This window comes from Rhodococcus sp. AZ1 (assembly GCF_054979605.1).
The window spans coordinates 432,808-456,214 of sequence record NZ_JBUEQF010000001.1 but is presented as its reverse complement, the minus strand read 5'-3'; the positions used below and the strand labels follow the sequence as shown (position 1 = coordinate 456,214).

At 69.2% G+C, this 23,407-nt stretch carries 14 protein-coding genes; 6 read left to right on the top strand and 8 right to left on the bottom strand.

The window, feature by feature from the left end; all coding sequences use genetic code 11:
- Positions 1–64 precede the first annotated feature (64 nt).
- Positions 65–1,168 carry a hypothetical protein gene (locus ACY48E_RS02060; protein ID WP_462870394.1) on the bottom strand — a complete coding sequence of 368 codons (1,104 nt, stop codon included), beginning with the start codon at positions 1,166–1,168 and terminating at the stop codon, positions 65–67.
- Between the two features lie 58 nt (positions 1,169–1,226).
- Positions 1,227–1,979 (bottom strand): hypothetical protein, encoded by a 753-nt coding sequence (locus tag ACY48E_RS02055; protein ID WP_462870393.1) that lies wholly within the window; start codon positions 1,977–1,979, stop codon positions 1,227–1,229.
- Positions 1,980–2,031: 52 nt separating this feature from the next.
- Between ACY48E_RS02055 and ACY48E_RS02050 the strand changes: the two genes are divergently transcribed.
- From ACY48E_RS02050 to ACY48E_RS02030, 5 genes are read left to right on the top strand one after another with little or no spacing between them, the layout of a single operon-like run.
- Complete coding sequence (locus ACY48E_RS02050) at positions 2,032–2,970, top strand: ATP-binding cassette domain-containing protein (protein WP_462870392.1); 939 nt, start codon at positions 2,032–2,034, stop codon at positions 2,968–2,970.
- Positions 2,967–3,770 (top strand): ABC transporter permease, encoded by an 804-nt coding sequence (locus ACY48E_RS02045; protein WP_462870391.1) that lies wholly within the window; start codon positions 2,967–2,969, stop codon positions 3,768–3,770. Before ACY48E_RS02050 ends, ACY48E_RS02045 begins: the two co-directional genes overlap by 4 nt.
- 37 nt (positions 3,771–3,807) lie before the next feature.
- A complete protein-coding gene (locus tag ACY48E_RS02040) occupies positions 3,808–5,226 on the top strand; it encodes a DUF2397 domain-containing protein (protein ID WP_462870390.1) in 1,419 nt (472 codons plus the stop codon).
- Complete coding sequence (locus ACY48E_RS02035; RefSeq protein WP_462870389.1) at positions 5,223–6,353, top strand: TIGR02678 family protein; 1,131 nt, start codon at positions 5,223–5,225, stop codon at positions 6,351–6,353. The genes ACY48E_RS02040 and ACY48E_RS02035 overlap by 4 nt, the downstream gene beginning before the upstream one ends.
- Positions 6,350–10,036: an SbcC/MukB-like Walker B domain-containing protein gene (locus ACY48E_RS02030; RefSeq protein ID WP_462870388.1), complete on the top strand. Its 3,687-nt coding sequence runs from the start codon at positions 6,350–6,352 to the stop codon at positions 10,034–10,036. The genes ACY48E_RS02035 and ACY48E_RS02030 overlap by 4 nt, the downstream gene beginning before the upstream one ends.
- 49 nt (positions 10,037–10,085) lie before the next feature.
- Here ACY48E_RS02030 and ACY48E_RS02025 read toward each other — a convergent pair whose 3' ends face one another.
- From ACY48E_RS02025 to ACY48E_RS02015, 3 genes are read right to left on the bottom strand one after another with little or no spacing between them, the layout of a single operon-like run.
- Complete coding sequence (locus ACY48E_RS02025) at positions 10,086–12,224, bottom strand: acyl-CoA dehydrogenase family protein (RefSeq protein WP_462870386.1); 2,139 nt, start codon at positions 12,222–12,224, stop codon at positions 10,086–10,088.
- Between the two features lie 34 nt (positions 12,225–12,258).
- Complete coding sequence (locus tag ACY48E_RS02020) at positions 12,259–14,634, bottom strand: acetyl-CoA acetyltransferase (protein ID WP_462870385.1); 2,376 nt, start codon at positions 14,632–14,634, stop codon at positions 12,259–12,261.
- 59 nt (positions 14,635–14,693) lie between these two features.
- The gene (locus tag ACY48E_RS02015) at positions 14,694–17,084 is read right to left on the bottom strand and encodes a CaiB/BaiF CoA-transferase family protein (RefSeq protein WP_462870384.1); all 2,391 of its coding nucleotides are present in this window, start codon (positions 17,082–17,084) and stop codon (positions 14,694–14,696) included.
- Between the two features lie 142 nt (positions 17,085–17,226).
- On the opposite strand from ACY48E_RS02015, the gene ACY48E_RS02010 reads away from it, so the two are divergent.
- Positions 17,227–18,123 (top strand): LysR family transcriptional regulator, encoded by an 897-nt coding sequence (locus ACY48E_RS02010; protein WP_462870382.1) that lies wholly within the window; start codon positions 17,227–17,229, stop codon positions 18,121–18,123.
- A gap of 58 nt (positions 18,124–18,181) precedes the next feature.
- Here ACY48E_RS02010 and ACY48E_RS02005 read toward each other — a convergent pair whose 3' ends face one another.
- The 3 genes from ACY48E_RS02005 to ACY48E_RS01995 form a co-directional block, all read right to left on the bottom strand.
- The gene (locus tag ACY48E_RS02005; RefSeq protein ID WP_462870381.1) at positions 18,182–20,419 is read right to left on the bottom strand and encodes an aldehyde dehydrogenase family protein; all 2,238 of its coding nucleotides are present in this window, start codon (positions 20,417–20,419) and stop codon (positions 18,182–18,184) included.
- A gap of 149 nt (positions 20,420–20,568) precedes the next feature.
- Entirely contained in the window at positions 20,569–21,465 is an 897-nt protein-coding gene (locus ACY48E_RS02000) for a hypothetical protein (protein ID WP_462870379.1), read from the bottom strand.
- A gap of 55 nt (positions 21,466–21,520) precedes the next feature.
- Positions 21,521–23,299: a MinD/ParA family ATP-binding protein gene (locus ACY48E_RS01995; RefSeq protein ID WP_462870378.1), complete on the bottom strand. Its 1,779-nt coding sequence runs from the start codon at positions 23,297–23,299 to the stop codon at positions 21,521–21,523.
- Positions 23,300–23,407 lie beyond the last annotated feature (108 nt).

Here is a 23,407-nt window from a genome sequence, read left to right as displayed (position 1 = left end):
ACGCGCACTTCGAATGGCTCATTGAACCAGCGCTGGGACGAACCCGAGGCCGAACGCTGTGAGATCAGCCCCGCTCGATCTGATCCCCCACGTTGTGAATGTTGTCCGCGGACAACTCGCGCGTGCCCGACCGCGAGATCAGCCCGCCGATGCGGCCGTCGAGGTTCACCGCCCGCGACACCGCGTCGAGCGAGCCGAACTGCGCCTGCGCCTGCGCCAGTTGGTCGACGACGCGACGCAGGGCCGCCACGCGCTCGATCATCTGATCCCACACCGGAACCAGCTCGCCCTTACGAAGCAGGATTTCGCGTCGACCGACCTCGTCGCGGGAGTCCCCGGCGTCGAGGGCGGCCGTGAGCTCGCGGTCGACCGCCTCGAGTTCGGCCGCGTCGAACGCGATCTGGACGAGTTCGGTGGCGGGATCGAGCTGCGCTCGTTGAATGGCGAACACGTCCGAGTGCCACATCCGCGACTCGACGATGCGATCGTGCGCCGACCCGGCCAGGAACAGCAGCGTCTCGAAGCGGTCCGCGAAGCGCATCTCACCGACACCGGCGGCAGAGCGGGCCATGTCCGACAGACCGCGCCCGACGGGTTCGAGCCGCTCGGCCGCGACTTCGGCCACCACCTCGATGGCTCGGCCGAACGGACCCGCCGCGCCGGTGGGAGCGGGGGTACGCAGCAGCGCCTCGAAGAGCATCCGTCGCTGCTCGGTCTCGAGATGCACCCCGTCGCGCCGGTCCTTGCGAATGGCACGCACGCCCCGGGCGAAGTGTCGCGTGGACAGCTCGAATGCGGACTCGTAGGTGGCCAACCGGCGGGTGAGCAGTGTGCGGCGCTGGGTCAGCGCGAACCGCGTAGGGCCCGTCCGCAACGACGCGACCCGCCGGTCGAGCCACGCGATCTCCGCGGTGATGGCCCGCAGCTGCCCGTAGCCGCCGTCGCCGGGGCCGCCGAACGTGGGGAAGGTCCGACCCGACGCCAGGCGGTTGAACACGACCGTTCGACACTGATCGTCGACGCGGCCCGACGCGATGAGCAGAGCCGCGCGATCGGTCAGCGGCGGCGCCTGCTCGGTGACGCGGCACTCCTCGCACCAGGTGCGCACACGATCGACACGACGCCCACGCTCGTCGTCGCCGGGAACCACCTTGGAAAAATCGGGCACGCCTCCATGGTTCCAGAAAGTGCCGACACGCGACTGCGGCGGCGACTACCGCCGCTCCTCACCCGCCGAAGAACGCCGTCAGCGCAGGCGCAGGATCGGTGACCGTGGACATGTTGGCCGCGACGAGAACCGCGGCGACGACCGCTGCGCCGAACCATGCGACGGCCCAACCACGCCGTTGGCGGCGGTAGGTGATCACCGCACCGGCGACGGCGAGGGCGACGACCGCACTCGCCAATACGACCAGCGCGAGGTGGTATTGCGTGAAGTCGTCGAGCATCGCCGCCAGGGTCGGCGAGGAGGTCGATCCCGCGGCGAGCCGAGCTGCGAAGTCTCGGGTGGACGCCGCGATGTCCGGCCGATCGAGTGGCGCCATCGATAGCAGCGACGCGAACGGTGCCACCGCACCCTGCAGGTTGGCCACCAGCAGGGTCAGCGCGGCCGCGCCACCGATCGCGACGACGACCGGGACCGATCTCGCCCACCCCCGCCGACTCCGACCACCCCGGCGCAGCACCATCACCGCCGCGGTCAGCGCCAGGGCAGCGAACCCGGCCTTGATCAGATGGAATCGCTGCCAGTAGTCGACGAGGTCGCGCAACGCAGGTGTGAAGTCCCGAGCACCGGCTGCCCAGTACTCGGCGAGCGCGTCACCGGTCGCCTGGACCAGTGCGGCGCTGGTGTGCGGACGCGAACCCGCCAGCGGCCCCGGTGCCACGACGAAACCGACCACCGCCAGGATGGCCGTTGCCGCCCAGACGGCATGGAACGTGCGATTGCTCCGGGGTCGACTGTCCGCTGAATCGGCCATGGTGGCGATCGTAGAACCCGATTGTCGGTGCGACCCCGTACCCTCCCGGTTCATGGCCACAGCAATCAGCGCCCGCGGGCTCACCAAGAGTTACGGGAACGTGCACGCTCTCGCCGGCCTCGACCTCGAGGTCGAGGAGGGCACCGTGATGGCCCTGCTCGGCCCCAACGGCGCCGGCAAGACCACCACCATCCGTGTCCTGACAACCCTTCTGCGTGCCGATTCCGGGTCGGCCACCGTGGTCGGTCTGGACGTGGTGCGCGATGCGCGGGCGCTCAAGTCCCGCATCGGGGTGTCGGGGCAGTACTCGGCGGTCGACGAGGACCTGACAGGTTTCGAGAACCTCGACATGGTCGGTCGCCTCTACCACCTGGGCAGGGCGAGATCTCGCACGCGAGCACGCGATCTGCTCGAACGCTTCGACCTTGCCGAGGCCGGCGACAGACCGGTCAAGGGATATTCCGGCGGTATGCGACGCCGCCTCGACCTGGCCGGGGCGTTGGTGGCGGACCCGCCGGTGCTCTTCCTCGACGAACCCACCACGGGGCTCGACCCACGCGCGCGGGTGGAGCTGTGGGCGGTGATCGGCGAGCTGGTGGCGGGCGGCACCACGCTGTTGCTGACCACGCAGTACCTGGAGGAGGCGGACAAGCTGGCCGACGACATCGCCGTCATCGACCACGGCAGGGTCATCGAGCGCGGCACTCCGGACGAGTTGAAGGACCGGGTAGGAGGCTCACGCATCGAACTGCGATTCGCCGACGCGGCCACCACTGCGTCGGCCCGTGCCCTGCTCGACAGCGTCGAGCCCGGTCACGTCGACACCGACACCGAGTCCGGTGGCCTCACGGTTCCGGCGGCGGACGGCTCGACCACCCTGACCAACGTCCTGATCCTGTTGCGCGACAACGACATCGAACCGGTCGACGTGGCACTTCGCAAACCCAGTCTCGACGACGTGTTCTTCACCCTCACCGGGAGCCCCTCATGACCTCGCTGGCCCTCGCCTTCTCCGACGGCGCCACCGTCGCCCGTCGAAACCTGATCAAGATCAAGCGAGTGCCAGATCTGATCTTCTTCACGCTGATCTCACCGATCATGTTCGTGCTGGTGTTCGCGTACATCTTCGGCTCCGCCATCGAGATCCCCGGCATCTCCTACCGCGAATACCTCGTCGCCGGGATCTTCGCGCAGACGGTCATCTTCGGATCGACCCTCACCGGCGCCGGGCTGGCCGAGGACATGCAGAAGGGCATCATCGACCGGTTCCGGACGCTACCGATGGCGCCGTCGGCGGTACTGGTCGGGCGCACCACCAGCGACATCGCGCTCAACATCATCAGCCTGGTGGTGATGTCCCTGACCGGTCTGGCGGTGGGATGGCGTATCCGCTCGTCGGTACCGGAGGCCCTGCTCGGTTTCGCGCTGCTGCTGCTGTTCGCCTTCGCGCTGTCGTGGGTGATGGCCCTGATCGGGCTGCTCATCCGCACACCGGAGGTGTTCAACAACGCGAGCTTCCTGGTGATCTTCCCCCTGACCTTCATTGCGAACACCTTCGTGCAGAGCACCGACCTGCCCGGTCCGCTCCAGGTGGTCGCGGAATGGAACCCGGTCTCGGCGATCACGCAGGCCAGCCGAGAACTGTTCGGCAACAGCAGCCCACTGCTGCCACCTCCGCAGGCATGGCCGCTGCAGCACCCGATCCTGGCCACACTGGCCTGGTCGGCGATCCTGTTGGCGGTGTTCGTTCCCCTCGCCGTGCGCCGATACAAGCGCGCGGTGAGCAGATGAGCACCACAGTTCTGTACACGGCGAATACTGTTGAGCAATGCACGGTGAGCTGTATCGCTACCTGACGACCGACCGGTCGGACGACTATGTGGCGATCATGACGGCGGTCACCACCGATCTGCTGTCCGAACTCACCGTGCCGCAGATCGCGGACCGACTGGCGGGTCTGGGTCGAGCCATCGAACCGGACAGCGTTGCCGAGCGGTGCGCGGAACTGGCCGAGTTCGGCAACCTCGTCTCCACCGAGGCCGAAGGCACCGCCGCCGCGGATACCGTCACCGACTTCTCGCGCGCCCGCACCCGCTACCGAGCGTCGTACGCAGGGGCTCGCGTCCATCGTGGCGTCGCGAACGCGGTGGGTCCCGCTGCTGCGCGAGAAGTCTCGAGGGAACTGCTCCCGCGGATTCTCGATGCTCTGACCCGCTTGGCAGACCCGCCGGACGGACACGACGCAACCCCACCCGAGGCCACCGCAGCCTTGGTGACCGGGTTGTTCCGAGATCACACGGACTTCGCCGAGTCGGTCTCGGACTTCTACACCCATCTCGCCGACGAGCCCGGCGACGGCCCGGAACTGCTCGACTACGTCGATGTGGTGAGCTCGGACATCAACCGATACGCGCCCGAGATCGACCGCGCACTGTCGGATGTGCGGGCCCGACGCCCCGAGATCCTCATCGCCCTCGCCGACCTCGACACACTCGCCGACCTCGAACCGGGCCCCGGCCGCACGCATGGCGACTGGAATCGCCTCGAGGCGTTCTGGGACGAGCGCAACCCGCGCTCGGGCCCCGCCGTGCTACGCGCGGCAGCGACCACCGCACTGCGTCGACTCTTCGCCGGACAGATCGCCGCCTCGCCGAACACCGATTCCGGGGTGTCGCCGCGCGCCGATCTGCTGCGACTGGCGCGGTGGCTGGACCGGTCATCGGACACCGATGCCGACAGGCTCTTCGCCGCTGCCATCGGTGCGAGTCCATCCCGGCACCTACTCCTCGGCCCCGACGAGCCGGACCCGCGCGTGAGCGCCGCCGTCTCGTGGTGGACCGCCGATCCGATCACCGTGCCGCTGTCTCTGCGCGAGCGCGGGGACCGCGTCTCGCGTGGCCGGGTGGCCCGCGTTCCCGACCCGGCGGCCGACCGCGAACGTGTCGACGCCGTGGCCCGCGACGAGGCCGCGGCCGCGCAGGCCGCCGCCCGCGAACTACTGACCCACGAGACACTGTCCGAGGCCACGCTGTCGCTGGCGGCACGTTCACTACTGCTCACTCAACTCGCACGCCTGGTGGTCTCGGCCGACGATTCCGGCGAAGACGCGCAGTGGGCGGACGCCGATCTGAACCTGCGCCTGACCGCTCAGCACGGGGCCGACACCGTGATCCTCAGCAGCGACGGAACCCTGCGGGTCCACGGACTGATGATCAGCGCCCGTGCACTCGATGGAGCCGAACGGTGACGCGGTCCCTGGGAACGCGCACGCAGGATGCGGCCATGCGCACCGAGGCCGCGCGCGAGATCTTGCAGCGCCCGGTGATCACCGAGAGCAGGGACCCCGAACTGCACGCTCTGATCCGCCGCCACGCCGCACCGCTGAGGACGATGTTCGACGAGCAGTTCGGCTACACCCTGGTGGTGGACGCGTCGTACGCCCGGTTGATCAAGTGCCCGCCGGAGATCTCGTCCCCCGTTCGCACGCTGCGGCGCTCCAACGGAACTCCGCTCGGCGCTAGGGGTTCGGCGTTCGTCGCCCTCGCCGGCGCAGCGCTGCTCGCACCGGGCGTGGGGGATCAGATGCTGCTGGGCGATCTCGTGGCACACATGCGCGCCGACGCGCACGAGTGCGCGATCGCGTTCACCGATGCCATCGCCGATCGGCGCACCATCGCGGCCGCGCTCGGCGTGCTCGTGGAGTGGGGAGTTCTCACCGAAACCGACGGCGCCATCTCCGCCTGGGCGGAGAACCCGAACAACGATGCACTGCTGACGATTTCGCGCGAGCTGCTCGATCACCTGCTCGCACGACCGATCGGTCCGGCACGAGAGATCGAGGACGTACTGGCTCCGCTCGACGACGATCCGCACCGGCGCCTGAGGCGACGACTGGTCGAGGATCCGGTGGTCTACCGCACCGCCCTCACCGAGGCCGAGCAGGAGATCCTCGCCCGCGATCGCAGCGTCATCACGCGCGACCTGGACGACCACGTGGGGTTGACCCTCGAGGTTCGCGCGGAGGGATCGCTGGCCTACGACTCCGACGGCCGGCTCAGTGACATCGAGTTCCCCGGCAGCGGCAGCCTCAAGCACGCCGCACTGCTGGTGATCGGCGCAGCCCTCGAACGACTGCCCACACCGGCGCCGGGCGCCGACCTGGTGATCGGATTCGAGGTGCTCGACGAGTTGCTGACCGAACTCACCGAGGTCAACGAGCGATCCTGGAAGGCCGAGTACGTGGCCTCGGCGCCCACGCTGCGCGCCGACATCGTCGACCTGCTCGTCGATCTGTCACTGGCCGAGGTGGACGGTGAGCGCCTTCTCCTGCACGCTCCCGCGGCCCGCTACCGTCCCACCGAGGAGACCCGGTGAATCCACGACACGGAGCGTCGAAGAACTCCAAACGCTACGACGGGCGGTGGCGCCTCACGCGCGCCGGCATCGTCAACGTGTGGCACTACCTCGAGACCGAGTTCGAGATCTCCGGTGGACGGCTGATCCTGCGCGGCGCCAACGGATCCGGCAAGTCGCGCGCACTCGAGATGCTGCTGCCGTACCTGCTCGACGGCGATCGGCGTCGGATGGACGCGACGGGCTCGAACAAGGTGGACCTCGACGAGCTGATGCGCACCGGCGCACGTGGGCAGGGCAACCGTCTCGGGTACCTGTGGATCGAGTTGTCCGACGGCGCGTCCTACCTGACCATCGGCGCGCACATCAAGTACAGCGCCACCGCGCACCGCAGCGAGATCATCTTCTTCATCACCGGCGAGCGGGTCGGCGGCAGGCTGCAGCTGATCGCCCCGAACCGCGAGGCCCTCACCCGCGACGAGCTGATCGAGGTGGTCGGGCCGAACAACATCTCGCGCACCCCGGAGGCCCATCGGGACGCCGTACGCAAGAAGGTGTTCGGACTGCGCGGGGCCGCAGGTCGCGAGCGCTTCGCGGGGTTGGTCCAGCTGCTGCACACCCTGCGCTCCCCCGACGTCGGCAACCGGATCGACGAGGGGCGGTTGCCGCAGATTCTCTCCGACGCCCTGCCGCCGCTGAGCGAGCAGACTCTCGGTTCGGCAGGTGAGCAACTCGATGCTCTGACCGAGACCCGCTCCACCCAGCAGCGACTGCGAAGCACCCTCGCCGAGGTGGAGACGTTCGCGGCGACCTACCGCGACTACCTGATCACAGCGGTCCGCGACAGCGCGGACGAGTTGCGCACCCTCGTAGCGGAGGTCCGCACGGGAACCGCGGCGGAAGCCGAGATCGCCGACTCCCTCGCCCGGGCGCAGTCCGAACTCGCGGCAGCCGAGGCCGACCAGCGCGCCCTCACCGACGAGCGGGAGGAACTCGCCCGGGCGGTCGATGCCTTCCGTGAACACGCCCTCTTCCGCGGCGCCGACGACCTACGTCAACGCGAGCTCACCGTCGCTGCGATGCGGCACACCGCTGAACACGCGCTGGGGTGGGCGCGGCGCACCCGCATCGCGGAGGTCGGAGCCGCGAACCGGCTGATCGGCCGGTACGAGGACGTTCGCACCGCCGCGCGCCGATCCGCGCAGGCACTGGTGACCGTTCTGGCCGACACAGCAGCTGCCGACATCGCCGCCACCGGTCTGCCCGCCGACATCCACGTCGTCGACCACCCGGGCGAGCCCGAGCAGAACACCGTCGCCGACTCCCTCGACGGCTTCCCATCGTCACTTCTGCGCCCGTCGTACACGGCGGTGACCACGGTGCCGGAGGATCTCGACGCCGTGGCAGAGGCGGCGCAGAACCGGGCTGCCGACGCCGAGAAGCGGCTCAAGCAGGCACGGCGGCGCCTGCAGGAGGCGCGCCGACTCGATGCGGCGCGTCTGCGAGTGCGCGAGCTGGAGCTGGCAGCCGACCACGCACGCGCCGCCGCCGACGCCGACGAGAACGACTATCTGCGCGCAGCGGGTGATCGCGACGATCTGGCCATCGACACCGTCCACCGGTGGCGGCGGTGGTTGGCGGCACCGGAGACCGCCGAGCTGCTGGACGTGGCGAAGATGTCGGCGAAACCGCCCGTGGTGGCACTGCTGTCGGACGTCGAGGCACTTTCGGGCGACGCGACCGGGGAGGACGAGGTGCTCTCGGGCATCGCCGAACCGGCGGTGCGACGAGCCAGGGAGAAGTGGGCGGTGGCACTCGATCACCTGCGGGCCGAGGACGCCGAGGACGACAGCCGCCGGATCCACCTGCTCGCCGAGCAGCGCGCCGCCACGGCCGATCCGCACTCGCTGGTGGGCGACGCGATCAGCGCCGAACTACTTGCCATCGACCGCCGCGCCGCCGCACGTGCAGGCCGCCGACTCGATATTCGGGCGCAGCGGCGCGCCCTCGACGCACACGTTGCCGCGGCCCCGTCCGCGCGCCCACTGGTGTTGGCTCGCGCAGCCGCCGAGCAGTTGCGTCGCCGCGCTGCCGGATCAGCTGAGCATGCCCGCGCCGAGGAGGACCGAGCTGCGCGGGCCCGCACTGCACTCGGCGCCGACGTCGACCACCACCGACTCATGTGCGCCGGAATCGGATTACCCACCGGCACCGAGGATCTCATCGACCGGGTGCAGGCGTGTCGTCGCGCGATGGTCTCGACAACCGCGCTGGCCGCCGCCTGCCGCGAGGCGACCATGAGGATGGGCGCGGCCGAGCAGGCCGAGGCAGAACTGCGCTACGCGACCGGCGACCGGATCAACGCGGAGTCGGAAGCGGAGAGCAGACGCAGCGAGTGGCATTCGCACGCCGCGACATTGGCAGCCGCACAGGAGACCCTGGACGTGCCCACGCGGCGCATCGGTGCCGAACTCTCGCGCACCACCGCACAGCTCACCGCTACCGACTCCGCACTCGATGCAGCAACGCGGGCCGTCAGTGAGGCGGCTGCGCGAGTCGCGGCGGCACGCACGGACGCGGCCGTCTCCGCCGAACGGGTCGCGTCGCGATCGGCCGAACTGATGCGCCGAGTCGGGGTTCACAACGCGCGCATCGCCGTCGCCACACGTGGATCGGCTCTCGTCGACGGGCCGTCGCCGGAGCCGATCGCCCATTCCGACGACCCCGATCACATCGAGGACGTACTCACCCACACCGAGAGCACGCTCGTCGCGGGCCGACCGGTCGGGGTCAACGACCTGATCGAGGCCCTGCACACCTTCGAGCGCAACGCCTCCACCCACCTCGACATCACCCACCGCCTCGAGCACGGGCTCTACGTCGTCGACGTGGCGGGTGCCGGTGACACCTCGGATCCGATGGCCGTGGTCGAGCACCTGCGCCGGGAGGTCGACGAGGGCGACCACACGCTCGGCGAGCGGGAGCGGGACGTGTTCGCCGGCTTCGTGGTCGGCGGGGTGGCCGACGAGCTGCGGCGCCGAATCGAGCAGGCAGCGCAGTTGGTCGACGCCATGAACACCAGCCTGCGCACCACCCGCACCAGCCACGGGATCGGGGTGTCGATGGCGTGGGTCCCCAGCACCGACGACCCCGATCTGGCCCGCATCCTCGAACTCCTCGGCGCGGGCACCGTCGACGACGAGCTGATCGGTCTGCTTCGTGCGCGGGTCGAGCACCTGCACACCACCGATCCGAGCGCCGGATACGCCACCCACCTCGAGACGGCACTGGACTACCGGCAGTGGTACGACGTGGAGGTCACCATCCTCGGACCCGAACCGGGGCAGCGACGTCGAATTTCGAAGCGGGCGAAGATTTCTCAGGGTGAGACGCGGTTCGTCTCGTACGCCGCGCTGTTCGCCGCCGCGGACGGGTTCCTCTCCAGCCTCCCCGACGCCGACCGCGCGCTTCGACTGGTCCTGCTCGACGATGCGTTCGCCAAGATCGACGAAACCACCATCGGGGAGCTCATGGGCCTGTTGGTGCGCCTCGACATCGATTTCGTGATGACCGGACACGCCCTGTGGGGCACCGTCGAAGAGGTGCCCCAACTGGACATCTACGAGATCCGACGGGTGGGCGACAGCGCCGTGATCACCACGCGCGTGCACTGGGACGGCTCCCGCCGCCACACCGAGGTATGAGGGGTGGTGGGCGGTCGGGACGCCGTAGCCGTTCAGCCGTGGGCCATTGTCAACGCATCCCCAGCATTCGGGCGACCAGGTTCTTCTGAATGTCGATGGTCCCACCGCCGACCACCGACATGATCGAGTAGCGCAGGTTGTATTCGAATGCGCCGCCGCCGGGAACGCCGACCTCGCTGTCACCGAGGGCGGCAGCGGGTCCGAAGATTCGCAGAGCCGCCTCCCCGATGTCCTCGTGGAGCAGACTCGAGACGATCTTGGCCATCGGCGCCTCCAACCAACCGCCCGAGCCTGTCGCCGTCGCCTTGACGCTCTCGTTGACCAGGACGCGGGCGGCCTGTAGGCGTGCGGCGAGCTCACTGATGAGTGCTCGTCTCGCCGAGCCGCGCGGACCGACCGTCCCGTCGACATCAGCCCGAACGGCGGCGAGCATGTCGTCGAGGAGGCGGTTGATCTCGGCGGCAGAGTTGGCCATCATCACCCGTTCCTGCGCGAGCGAGGTGGTGATGACGTGCCAGCCGCCGTTGATCTCGCCGACGCGGTCGCTGTCGGGAATGCGGAACCCGTCGAAGAAGGTCGAGCAAGAGATACCACCGGAAAGTGCCCTGTGTTCTTGCGCCTCCCAGCCCGGACGGTCGAGCCTGGTGAGGAAGATCGTGATGCCGTTGCGCGGCTTGTCGGCGTCGGGGTCGGTTCGTGCCGCAAGCCAGACCCACTGCGCTCGATGGGCATTGGTGCCCCACATCTTGCGCCCGTCGACCACCCACTCGTCCCCGTCCCGCACCGCTCGGGTGCGAAGGTTTGCCAGATCGGATCCGATCTCGGGTTCGGAGTAGGCGAGGTAGAACGGGAAGTCGCCGGCGGCGATGAGGGGCAGGAGGCGCTCCTTCTGCTCGGGTGTGCCGTGTCGCAGGATCGCAGTGCCGAACAGATCGACCGCACCCTTGTCCGTCTGCGGCACTCTGGCGTACGCCATCTCCTCGGCCAGCACCATCTGCAGTTCCACCGACGCGTCGGAGCCACCGAACTCGGGTGGCCATGCCATCTCCAGATACCCGCGCGCCCGGAACTCGGCCAGCAGATCCGGATCCATGGTTTCGTCGAGGTGCCGGACCGGGACGTCGCCGTGCGGTGCGAGCAGTGCACGCACCTGAGCCCGGAACTCTTCAGCCTGCTCGCCGAGCTCGAGCGTCGGAAGGTGGGCGCCGGTCTCGATCAACCGATCTGCGACGTCACCCCGGGCCGGCGCGAACAGGTCGAGGCGGCTGATGTCGGAGTTGACGCGACGGAACAACCACGGCAGCTCGTGCTCCTCGAAGTAGCCCGCTGCTGCCAGCGTGTGATGCGCGCCGAACTGCGTTCGGATGACCGCAGGCCCGGCGTAGGCGACGGCCAGTTCGCCGGCGAGTGCGGCATCGGCCCGCCCCGCGATCCGCGCGGCAACCGCGGTATCGATGAGGTGGCGTGCGGCAGTCACGTCGGTCAGTCCATCGACCGCTCGATGCGACACCGCCTGAAAGCTGCTGATGGGCTTGCCGAACGCGACCCGCTCGTTGGCGTGGGCGACGCTGTGCTCGAGTGCCCTTTCGGCCGCACCGACGGCCCGGGCGACCAGGCCCAGCCGCAGCAACTCCTTCGCCCGCTCGACGGCGGGTGGTTCGGCGCCCACTGCGGCGGTGACCGCCTCGTTCAGTGTGAGCCGACACCATTGCGGTCGCGCGAGCCCGGCAACATGGACACACTCGGCAATCCGCCGCAGTACCGCCGAGCCATCCGTGCCGAGTAGTACGACGTGCGTCGCCGCGGTCGCTGCTTCAGCGAAATCGACTGTCGCGGAGTCGATTGCACCGGCGACGACGATCGGACGGATAGTGCTGTCGGCAACCTGCGCGACGATGTCGTCGGAGAAGAGCTCCGCGGTGACGAAGACATCCATGAGCGGGAGCGGGCAGGCATGGCGTCCCATCCGATACGACAGCGCAACCACCGCGTCGAGGGCGCCGTCCTCGGCGAGCGTGGTCCACCCCCGGGAGGCGGCAACCTGCCACAGCTGTCGCAGCGCGGTGTCGGAATCGTCGCCGGCCCTGGTGGCGCTCGGCCACAGTCGGCCGAGTTCTCCGTCGACCGCCTCCGCGAAGGCGGCCAGCTCGGCCTTGGTCATTGCGGCAGTCGCGGTCGTTGCGGTCATGTCATCTCCTCGTGTCGGTGTTCTCGGGCTGTCATCAACGGTTCTTCCACCGGGGTGGGCGCTTGTGCGCGAATGCAGTGAGGCCTTCGGCCATGTCCTCGCTGAACATGAGCTCGTCGATGGCCGTGGTCGGTTGATTCACCGCGGCCACCGTGTCGGCGACGCCCCGGGTCTCCTCCATGACCTGGAGGGAGAGTCGAACGGAGGTGGGGGACGCCGCGGCGATCTGCTGCGCCAGCTCGCGGGCCCCGTCGAGCGCGCCACCGGCCGGCACGACGCGGTTCACGAGCCCGAGCCGGTGCGCCTCGTCGGCACCGATCCGCTTGCCGGTCAGGATCAACTCGTTGGCGATCGCGCAAGGGATCGCCCTCGGTAGCCGGACCAAGCCCCCGGCCCCGGCGATGAGGCCGACCTGTACCTCGCTGAGGGCGAACTTCGCCGTCTCGTCCGCGACCACCAGGTGGCAGGTGAGAGCGATCTCCAGACCACCTCCCATGGCGAAACCGTTGACGGCGGCGATGATCGGCTTAGGGAGTGTGGTGCGGCTGGTCAGTCCCCCGAACCCGCTGTCGGGAAGCCACATCGGTTTTCCCGCAGCGGTCCACATGAGGTCGTTGCCGGCCGAGAATGCCTTGTCCCCGGCCCCGGTGATGATGGCCACCCACAGATCGGCGTCGGCGAAGAAGGCGTCGAAGATCTCCGACAGTTCGTCGTGCGCCGGAGGCGTCAGCGAGTTGCGCTGCGCAGGCCGATTGATCGTGATCTCCAGTACATGGTCGCGACGCTCGACGAGCACGTTGTCGTACGTCTCGCGCAAGCCGACCGGGCGAGCGGGGAACAGCTCGGCCATTCGCCGGCCGGTCGTGGTGACTCTGTTGCCTCGGGGAGTCGACTTCACGAACACCCGCTGCCCGATCGGCTCGTCGCCGGCCAGGAGGTCGAGGACGGAGTCATCACCCGGTGGAGTGAGCGCAAGGAATCTCTCGCCGCTGGACTCCACGCGCCCCACGATGATGGCGGTCCGGGTGTCGCCGCGGCCGTGCTTGACCGTCCAGGTCTCGACCGTGGCCCACCCGTCGGCTTTCGCGGACACCGGCGGGGACGGCTGGGCGTCGATCTGCGCTTGCAGCCGAGCACTGTCGTCGGGTCGCCAGGCTGCGGGAGTCGTGGAGTAGATGCCGACCGAATACTTGCTCAGCAAGCCGCCGTTGGCACCCACCAGCCCGAAGGTGCTCGGGGAGGTGCGGGCGCGGTCGACGGTCTCGGCGATCGCGTGCATCGAGTAGTTGTTGCCTGCACCGCCGAAGAACGGTAGGCCCCCGGTGAGGGTCAGGCCACGGGGATCGTCGACGGAGAGACCGAGACCGTCGACGGCAGTGTTGGTGACGGCGATCGGGAAGCAGCTGTAGAAGTCGAAGGTCGCCACCTCCTCGACACCGAGACCAGCCAACTCGAGGGCGTGCCTGGTCGCGGTGATCGCGGCAGGCGAGGCGCCGAGGTCCTCTCGGTCCAGCAGGTCGCGCTCGCGCAGGTCGGCATGGCCGTGCAGGAACACCCGCTTGGCCACCGGGACGCCCAGGCGGTCCGCGGCAGCCAGTGACATCAGCACCACGGCGGCGCCCTGGTTCACCTGGTCGCGCGAGACGATGTAGCGCGGATAGGGCTCGGCGATCATGCGGTTCGTCTCGGACTCGGTGACCAACTCGCCGGCCGAACGCACGACCGGTGCGGCCGCGTGGGGGTTGCGCGCGGCGACAGCGGTGAAGGGAGCGAACAACTCGCCCATCGTGGCGGCGTACTCGGCCTTGCTGAGGCCCAGGCGAGCGCGGCGTGCGTTCTCGAACAGCGCGTACTGCTCCGGAGCACCGGTCAGGCCGTGCTCGATCTGGTAACGCGAGATCAGCCCGCGCAACCCGAATCCACGGTCCTCCAGGTCGCCGTCGATCTGCTCGGAGTGATCGGGCCTGTCGGCTTCGGCGGCAAGGTGACGGCTGGTCGAGATGGCCTCCGACCCGAACAACAGCACCACCTCGGCGGCGCCGGAGGCGATCGTCGCGGTGAACTCGTTGACCAGATGCTGTGGCGACTGGCCGCCACCGACCTCGAGCACCGCCCGCCCGGGCGCAGCCCCGACCCGCTGGGCGACCGAGCGCGGGTAGTTGGTGGACTTCCCCAGCGGCGCCGACGCCCCGGGCGTGGAGATCTCGAACTGCCGGACGCCGGCCACGGTGTCGACGGCGGCAGCGACCAGAACGGGGTCGGCGCCGGTGTCGATCAGTGCGGCGCGGGCTGCTGCGGCGGCCAGATCTACGGCGGACATCCCCTGATAGTCGGGCTGGTCGATGCGCTCGGAGGCCTGGCCGACCCCGACGACGACGGGCGTGCGGGGGTCGAGCTCTCGAATGGTCACGAACTCTCCTGTGTGCTGACGTTGGCGTGGTGTCGACGGCTGATCGGAACCGGGGGCGCTCACGCGGGCGGGACCTGTAGCACCCCGGCATCCACGAACTTGTCGATCTCGGCCTCGGACAGTGCGAGGATGCGCGACGCGATCTCGCGGGTGTGCTCGAACCGCAGAGGGGCCGGCCGCAACTCGGGATCGGGCACCACCTCGAAGTGTGCGTGGCGCGCTTCCGCGACCAACTCCTCCTCGATCTGCGGCTGCGGCTGCACCGAGAAGAACCCGCGGGCGGCGAGCTGCGGGTCGGCCGGCAGGTCGACGACCCGGCGCAGAGCACCGGCGGGCACCCCACCGGACTGCAGCAGCCCCATCGCCTCATCGGGCGTGCGGGTCGAGGTCCACGCCGCCATCAGGGCGTTGACGTCCTCGCGCCGCGCGATCCGCTTTCTCGTCGTGCTGAACCGCTCGTCGCGCGCCAGTTCCGGTCGGCCGATCACCTCACAGGTGGCCGTCCAGGCGGCGTCCCCGCGGGCGTCGACGAGGACCCATTCGTCGTCGCCGGCGCAGGCGAACAGTCCGGTGGGAGCGTCCGGACCGTTGTTGCCCACACACTCCAGCGAACCCGGGACAAGGCTTTCCTCGGCCAGGGCCGGTGCGAGCTGCCCGATGATCGCGTCGGTCTGACTGCACTCGATGTGTGCACCCTGGCCGGTGCGGCGGCGGCGTGCGAGTGCGGCGATGACGGCCACGGCCCCGATGCGGGCAGCAACATGGTCGGGATAGACGGTGGAGGCGTCGCTGAAGCTGTTCGGACGGTCGGGGTACGCCCAGAGTCCGGAAAACCCTGACATCGCGCGGACCAGGGGTCCGTAGCCCATTCGCTTGCTCCAGGGACCACGTGGACCGAAGGCACTGCTCTCGACGGTGATCAGACCGGGGTTGATCGCGGTGAGTTCGGCACGCGAGAACCCCAGCGACTCCATCGTGCCGGGCTTGAAGTTCGACAGGACGATGTCGGAGTCGGCCACCAGCTGAGCGAACAGGTCCTTGCCCTCCGGCGTCCGGAGGTCCAGGCCGAGGCTCAGCTTGCCGCGACTGCCGTAGGCGAAGGATGCCGAGATCGGGCCGGGCACCAGGGACTGACGAAGCCCATCGGGAAACGCCGCGGACTCGATCTTGATCACTTCTGCGCCCATGTCTGCGAGCAATCGGCCGGTCTCGGCGCCGACAACGATCACGCCGAGGTCGATGACCCGCAGGCCCTCCAGCGGACGTTCTGCCGATGACGCGATTGTCGGCGGCGGATCGACCGGGCGACGGGTGGTCGGCGACTCGCGTAGGACCGCGCGATCGGCGTCCACGAACGGGGCCGGGCCGCGCAGAACTGCGCGGACGCCGTCGACGGTGATGAATCCGTTGGCGATGCGGGCGGTCCCGCGTCCGTCGACGTCGTGCTCGACCAGCGCCTCGGTTTGTGCGAGGTGGTCGGAGTTCAGCATCTCGGCCGGAGTGAGCAGCGGTGCGATCGGAAATCCGAACTGTGCGCCCGCCGCGACGAGCTCGGCCTTGGTGTGCTCCGCGAACCGGCCACCGATGTACGGATAGAGCGTGCCCGCCACCCTGAACCGCGCACCGAGGTCGTCCAGCGCGGGGTCCGACCACTCCGCCGGCTCGCCCAACCATGCTCGAATGCCACGCCACTGCCGTGGGGCGAGCAGACAGGTGCGGACGTGGCCGTCCGCGCACGGGAAGATCGGGTAGAGGTGGCCGGCATTCGGTCGCGCCCGTGGGCCGTCTTTGGAGGGGACGCCGCCGGTCGCGCTGCCCGCAACACCGAACCCCGGGTCGACGACGGCAGCCGCGGCTTCGTGCACCGAGATGTCGATCCGCTCGCCCCGGTCGGTTGTGGCGGTGTGGTACCAGCCGACAAGGGCGGCCCAGGCGGCCTGCACAGCGGCCGACTGCGTCGCGATCTCACCAGGCGGCACCACCGGGACGACCGTGCCGGGCAGGCCCGAGCGCGAGAGCGCACCGCCCAGCGCCAGCTGCACCCACTCGGTGCCGGCCCAATCTCGGTACGGGCCGCTCTGGCCGAAGGCCGACACCGACACGACCACCAGCCGTGGGTTCGCGGTGCGCAGAACTTCCTCGGTCAGGCCTGCCGCTGCCAGATCGCCGGGGTGGCCGTCCTCGACGAGAATCCCAGCGTCGGAGATCAACCCGATCAGGCTTCGGAGGTCGGCGGCCACGGCGGGGTCGAGCACCACGCTGCGCTTGCCTGCGTCGAACGTCGCCCGATGCAGATCGCTCGTGTCGGCGTCGGCACGCTCCACCTTCACCACCTCGGCGCCGAGGTCGGCCAGCAGTCGGGTGGTCAGTCGCCCGTCGCCGGTGGTCAGGTCGACCACCCGCAGGTCGGCCAACAGATCGATGCTCTGGGATGCTCGGGATTGCGTCACGACCGGTCCTCGGGTCCTCGGGGGCAGCCTCGTCGCTGCCCGTCGAATCCACTGTGACCTGCTCGATCAGGACGCGACCAGCGCTGAATCGGCATCGTCACGTTGCGTCACGCGCAACGTGACGACGGGTAGGGTCGACGGCATGGAACTGCGCCACGTGCAGGCGTTCGTGGCGGTCGCCGAGGAGCTGCATTTCGGACGCGCGGCGGCCCGGTTGCAACTGTCGCCCTCGCCGGTGAGTCGGACGGTCCGCGAACTGGAACGAGAGTTCCGGGTGCCGTTGTTCGTCCGCAACCATCACCAGGTGGAGCTCACCGAGGCCGGGGTCGCGTTGCTCGACGAAGCCCGCGAAATGCTCCGGTCGTGGTCCCGCTTCACGATGCACGGTCGGGCGCTGGGCCGGGCACAGGCTCGGCCACGTCTGCGGGTGGGCTCGCCCAGTCTGGCGCCGTCCCATCTGCTGGATCGGGTAGTGGAGTTGCTCGACGAGATACACCCCGAGGTCGCCGTCGACCTGGAGTTCGCGACCTCGCAACAACTGGTCGAGGCACTTCGGCGCCAGGATCTCGACGTCACGGTCGCCCTGTTGCCGATCACTGATCCCGATCTGCAGGTCGCCCCGTTGGTGTCGTACGGCACCGGGGTCGTGTTGCGTGCAGAAGATGAGCTGGCCACCCGCACCCAGCTCACCCTCGACGACCTGTCCGGCCGCCGCGTCCTGATGCCGAGCCCGTCCATCCAGCCGGAGGCGCTGGGACAGATCACCGATCGACTGCGTGCCGCCAACGCGGTGGTCGAGGAGTTTCCTCAGCCCGAGCTCGTCGGGCTCGCCCAGCTGGTGCGACACGGTCGGGGTGTCACGCTGACGGGACTGGCGGGCGTGGCGGCGCAGGTGTTCGAGCAGCCAGGGCTGGCGACCATCCCCCTCGAGGTCGCCGATCAGCCGTATGAGCTGGGTCTGGTCTGGCGTCGTGACGACGACCTTCATGCCCTGATGGAGTCGCTGGCCGAGCGGATCGGCAACGGTGCCCGCCCCTGATCGCACTGCGCGCGGGGCGGGTCACCGGAATCGCTGAGCCGCAGTTCAGCGTGGTTTGTCAGCCCGCTTTCTTGGTGATCCACCAGAGCAGACCGGGCGACAGGCGACGAGCCAGGTAGTAGTAGCGCGCCTGCCCGGGCAGGAAACTCTTGCGTCGCGGGTTGCTCAGTGCCCTTTCGACCCCGTCGACCACCTCGCCGGGCTCCAGGCCACCGCCCCGGTCGAAGGTCTTGGCGATCGACGCCGGACCAGTGCCGACGGTCTGCTGGAGCAGCGGGGTCCGAACCATGGGTGGGGCGACGAGCAGGACCTGGACGCCGCTGCCGTCGAGCTCGCGCGCCAGCACCTCGCCGTAGGCGTTCACCGCCGCCTTGGTGGCGTTGTAGGCGCCGTAGCGCTCGGTGTAGACGTAGCCCGCAATGGACCCGAAGATGACGATCTGACCGCGTCGCCGTCGCTGCATGCCCGGTAGGACCGCTTTGGTCACGGCGACGGTGCCGTCGTAGTTGATGCGCATCAGGCGGTTGATGTCCTCGGTGGAGGTCTCGTCCAGCCGACCCCCGGGCATGAGGGCAGCGCAGTGGGCGAGACGGTCGATCCGGCCCAGTTCGGTCTCAGCGGCGTCGACCACCTTCGTCACCTGCTCGATCTCGGACACATCGCAGACGTAGGTGGTGATGCCGGGGTGGGACGCGGCGAGCTCGTCGAGGGCGCTCTGGTTGAGGTCGACGGCAGCGACCCGCACACCCCGGCGCGCCAGCCGTAGCGCCATCTCCCTACCCATGCCACTCGCGGCGCCGGTGATCAGGGCGGTGGTTGGGGCGAAATCGGTCATGACTTCCTTTCGGGTGCCCAGTCGAGCTCGGGTTCGGCGACCGGTGAGTTTGATGTAGGTGCTGATGGCGGCGCGCATCACGCCCGGGAACGGTGGAGTCATCAAGCCCCCGAAGCTCAGCGGCAGCCGGCTTTCGACGATCGTGCGCTGGTGGGTGAACGTGTCGAAGCCGGTCCGGCCGTGATAGGCCCCCGAGCCGGAGCGACCGACGCCACCGAAGGGTGCACCCGGGACGGCGAAATGCGCGCCGAAGTCGTTGACCGTGACGCCACCGCTGCGGGTACGCCGGACGAAGGTGCGATAGTCATCGCCGGTATCCCCGAACCAGTAGGCGGCCAGCGGGGTCGGCCGGGTGGACAGTCGGTCGATCACCTCCTCGACCGTGTCGTAGGTGTAGACGGACAGGACGGGCCCGAATACCTCGGCGTGGGCGATGTCCATCTCGTCGGTGACCCCGGTCAACACGGTGGGAGCGATTCGGCGCTCTGCACGATCAGGTAGGAGCTCCCCCGCTGGTGCCGCGGTGTGGGCGTGGGCTCCGCGGGCCACCGCGTCGTCGATGAGCCCGGCGACGCGGTCGAAGTTGCGCTCGTCGACGATGCTGACGAGGTCACGGTTGCCGATCACGGTCGGCGCGATTCGGCGCGCCTCGGCCATGAGCTGCGCGACGAACTCATCGAGGTACTCGTGGGGAACGAAGGCGTCATCGGGACTCAGACATATCTGGCCGCCGTTGGCGAGCCGAGCGGACATGATCCGGCGCGCGGATGTGCGCAGGTCACCCCTCCGTGCGACCACAGCGGGGTTCTTCCCGCCGAGTTCGAGGGTCACCGGAACCAGATTCTTGGCGGCCTCCTGCGCTACCAGGGCCCCGACTTGGGGTGAGCCGGTGAAGAACATGTGATCGAGCGGCAGCTTGCTGAATGCCACGCCGGTCTCGAGGCCGCCGGTGACGACCACGAGTTCCTCCGGCGTGAAGTACGACGAGGCGAGGCGGGCGAACACTTCTCCGGTGCGTTCGGTGATGTCGGAGAACTTGATCATCACGCGGTTTCCACCAGCGAAAGCGGACGCGGCGGGCTGGGCGACCAGCCCCAACGGGAAGTTCCAGGGCCCGATGATCCCGACGACACCCAGGGGCACGCTCTCGACCCGGGTGGCAAGACCGGCCAGGCTGTTGGCGCGGACATGGCGGGGTGCCATCCAGCGCTGAAGTTGGGAGCGGGTGCTCAGCATGTCCGGTAGGAGCCCGGCGATGTCGGCCACCTGGTTGACCACCTCGGGCCGGGACCCGAAGTCGGCGTCGAGTGCGGCGCTGAGCTCTGGGACGTTCTCTGTCATCAGAGCGATCAGCCGATCGATACGGTCGCGGCGCAGGGCTGCGTCGGGTGGCCCCTCGCGCAGGAAGGCTGCCCTCTGCGCGGTGAGCAGATCGGCCAGTTCGCCCGGGTCGGTCGGCATGCTGAGCTCCTCGCTAGTTACGTACGAAAATCGTACTTATAAGGTAGCTCGGTGTGAGCCCGCACACAACAACCGGTGTCGAGTAGGTGTGATCCAGCGGGATGAGTGCTGCGTGGTGGGGCCAGCAGGCCCCGAGTGATTGCCGAGTATCAGCCGTCGGACAGCGGGTTGGGATTGCCGAGGTTCGGACCTGCGGTATCGGGCGTGGACGTGCCGGTGCCGCGGCTCTCGGGGGTGGGGTTGGCCATCTTCGTCGCCGGATCGGGGCCCGGGAGATCGTCGGGCTCGGGGTCCGGGCCGGGGCCGGTCGGCTGGTGCGGCGAGGGCTGCGCCTGCACCTGAGGGGTGCTCGGCAGCGGCGCCGGGCCGGGCACCGGCGACGGGGTGGGCTCCGGGTCACGCCGACGAGGTTCGGGCAGTGGGTCGCTCTGCTCGATCACCGCGGGCTCTGTCTCGGGGGCCGTGTTCTGCTCGGACTCCTCGGGAGCGAACTGCTCCGGCACCGACTGCTGCGACTGCTCGGGGGCGGGGGTCTCGTCCTGCTCTACGGGAGTCGGCGCCGGGGCTGGTGGTGCAGGCGCCGGTGCGGGTGCAGGAGCGGGCGGAGGTGCCCACGGCAGGGTCCACGGCAGCAGCGGGGTCCACGGTTGGGGTGCACTGAAGGGCGCCGCCGGGGGCTGCGGATCCCCGGTCGCCGCGGCGGCCGCCCGTTCGCGTGCCGCGGCCCGTCGTTCGGCGTCGGCCCGTCGTTCCTCGCGTGCCTTCTCGTCGGCCGCAGCCTTGTCGGCGAGCTCCTGGCGAAGCTTGTCCAAGCGGGCCTTGTCCGCTGCCGCATCGGCCGCGGCCTTGGCGTCGCGTTCCTTCTGCCACTGGGCCTGCTGCTGGTTGGGGGTGAGGTTCGGGTCGGCGGGCGAGGCGTCGGCGGTCCCGGCCACCGCCAGTCCCAGCGCCACCGCCGCGAGCGCGCCGCCCATCCCCAGGGCGGCGGTACGCCATGCGGTCGAGGCGGCGGCGCGCAGAGACCCGGACGGAACGGCGTCGAGCATGGCGTTACTCCTCTGTTCGGCAGTGCAGGTCAGGGGTATCGAGTGGCGGGCGAGATCAGATGGCCGGGCAGGACTCGGTGCAGTCGATCTTGTCGACGATGGAGAAGCTTTCGCCCGATCGGCTGACCGTGAACCGCTGGTTGAAGGGATAGTCGACCCCGTCCGGTGTGGTGAGGGTGAGCACCACGTCGAAGACGTCCGGGTTCGAGGTGGGTGTGATGGTCAGCCGATGACGCATGGCGGGATCGACAGCGTCGATCGTCGACTGGAGTGAATCGATTCTCTGCTGCGACTGTTCCGGCGTGGAAGGGCCGAAATCCCACAGCGCGACGGCGGCGGCGGCGTTGCGATCGCGGTAGTAGCGATTGTCGTACGCCTCGATGATCGCGGGTCCACTCGCGCGCTCGGGATCGACAGCGGGGTTCTGCACCTGCTGGGACACCGGATTCGGTCGAGGTGTGAAGTCGCCCGCGAAACGCCAGACGAGCAACCCGGCGAACGCCACGACGACCAGAGCCAACGCGATCCGAGGGATGCGGCCGACGGCGCCGATCGCCGCCTGCCCGGGGCGCTCCGGCGAAGACTGCCGTGCAGATTCGAGTTCGGGGGCAGGGTCGGGGACGGAGGCAGGGTCGGGGACGGAGGCAGGGTCGGGCTCGGGCGCTGCAGTCGCCTCGGGCACGGATTCGGAAGTGGGGGTCACCTCGGGCGCTGCGGTCAACGCCCTCTGCGAGACCAGGTTGCGCAGGGCCGCAGTGGTCTTGGCGAACTCGGCGTCGCTGTCCGCCGAGATGGTCGCACCGCTGGAGGAGACGGTGGTGGCCGAGAGTGCGAGCGGCTGCCAGATGCGCGGGGAGCGCGATCCAGCCCCACCGGCAAGGGTGTCGACGACGACGGCCGCCGCGTGCGTCCAGGCGCGCACGGTCTGGGTGGCCAGAATGAGGTGGTCCAGACGCTCCCAAGACGCGACGATCGGGTCGTACGGCACCTCGACGATCTCTCGGACCCCCGCCGAGGTCACGCGATAACGCGCCTCCTCGACCACCTCGGGCGCAGCTCCGTCGCGTGGCTGCGACGCGATCACCACGGCCCGTTCGACGAGCCCGGCCAGACCGCGCTCGGTGAGAGTGGCCAGCATCCCCGTCACTGCGGCCGCCGCCTCGCGGGTGTAGGGCATGGGGATCACGAGCTGATCGGCACGATGGGTTGCCCACCGCCAGGAGACCGACCGATCGTCGCAACCGGTGTCGATGATGATGATCTGGCGATGCTCGGCCAGGAGCCGATCGATCGCCTCGAGCTCGTCGACGGTGATGGAATCCAGCGATCGTGTCGACCGATCGAGGGTCAGCATCTCGTCGCCGGTGGGTTGCCGACACAGGTAGCGGGAGAGCCCGCTGGGGTCTGCGTCAAGTTCGATGCGTGATCCGCCGGAATCGGCCAGGAGCCGCCACACGGTGTCGCCGGCAGCGATGTTGTTGGCGGCGCGACGACCGAGGTTGCCGTCGTCGTCGGATAGATCCCAGGCGACCACGTCGCCACCGCGGTGCTTACCCATCAGACTCGACAGCAGAACCGTCGTGGGAGTTCTACCGGCCGAACCGTACGGGTTCGCAACGACGATGGTCTGCGTCAGCGGTAGTGCGCGCGCAATGGTCGCCACGTCACGGCGACCGGCCATCTCGCGCGGGCCGGGTGCCAGATGCGCAGACCCGGGGAGAAGCGAGTTGATTCGCGCGCGCAGACCCCACTGCGCTGGAGACGAGTCGACAGGCCGCCCGACCGATCCGGCCGACGAGCGCGGGAGGCGCTCCCGGTCTGTCGACGCCACCATTCACGCTCCCGGGAAACACTATTTCCGTGACATTTGTCCGTTTGATGTCGGTAATCGAACCCGAAGCTCGGTTGCCGGAGCTACAGCGTATCGCACGACCGCAACATG

What these genes read in the sequence shown, in the direction of transcription:
- ACY48E_RS02050 (WP_462870392.1), top strand. Translation starts at nt 2,032, where the DNA reads ATGGCCACAGCAATCAGCGCCCGCGGGCTCACCAAGAGTTACGGGAAC.
- ACY48E_RS02005 (WP_462870381.1), bottom strand. Translation starts at nt 20,419, where the DNA reads ATGCCGACCGACCCGGGCGAACTGGCCGATCTGCTCACCGCGCAGAGG.
- ACY48E_RS02000 (WP_462870379.1), bottom strand. Translation starts at nt 21,465, where the DNA reads ATGCTCGACGCCGTTCCGTCCGGGTCTCTGCGCGCCGCCGCCTCGACC.
- ACY48E_RS01995 (WP_462870378.1), bottom strand. Translation starts at nt 23,299, where the DNA reads ATGGTGGCGTCGACAGACCGGGAGCGCCTCCCGCGCTCGTCGGCCGGA.
- ACY48E_RS02045 (WP_462870391.1), top strand. Translation starts at nt 2,967, where the DNA reads ATGACCTCGCTGGCCCTCGCCTTCTCCGACGGCGCCACCGTCGCCCGT.
- ACY48E_RS02040 (WP_462870390.1), top strand. Translation starts at nt 3,808, where the DNA reads ATGCACGGTGAGCTGTATCGCTACCTGACGACCGACCGGTCGGACGAC.
- ACY48E_RS02055 (WP_462870393.1), bottom strand. Translation starts at nt 1,979, where the DNA reads ATGGCCGATTCAGCGGACAGTCGACCCCGGAGCAATCGCACGTTCCAT.
- ACY48E_RS02025 (WP_462870386.1), bottom strand. Translation starts at nt 12,224, where the DNA reads ATGACCGCAACGACCGCGACTGCCGCAATGACCAAGGCCGAGCTGGCC.
- ACY48E_RS02010 (WP_462870382.1), top strand. Translation starts at nt 17,227, where the DNA reads ATGGAACTGCGCCACGTGCAGGCGTTCGTGGCGGTCGCCGAGGAGCTG.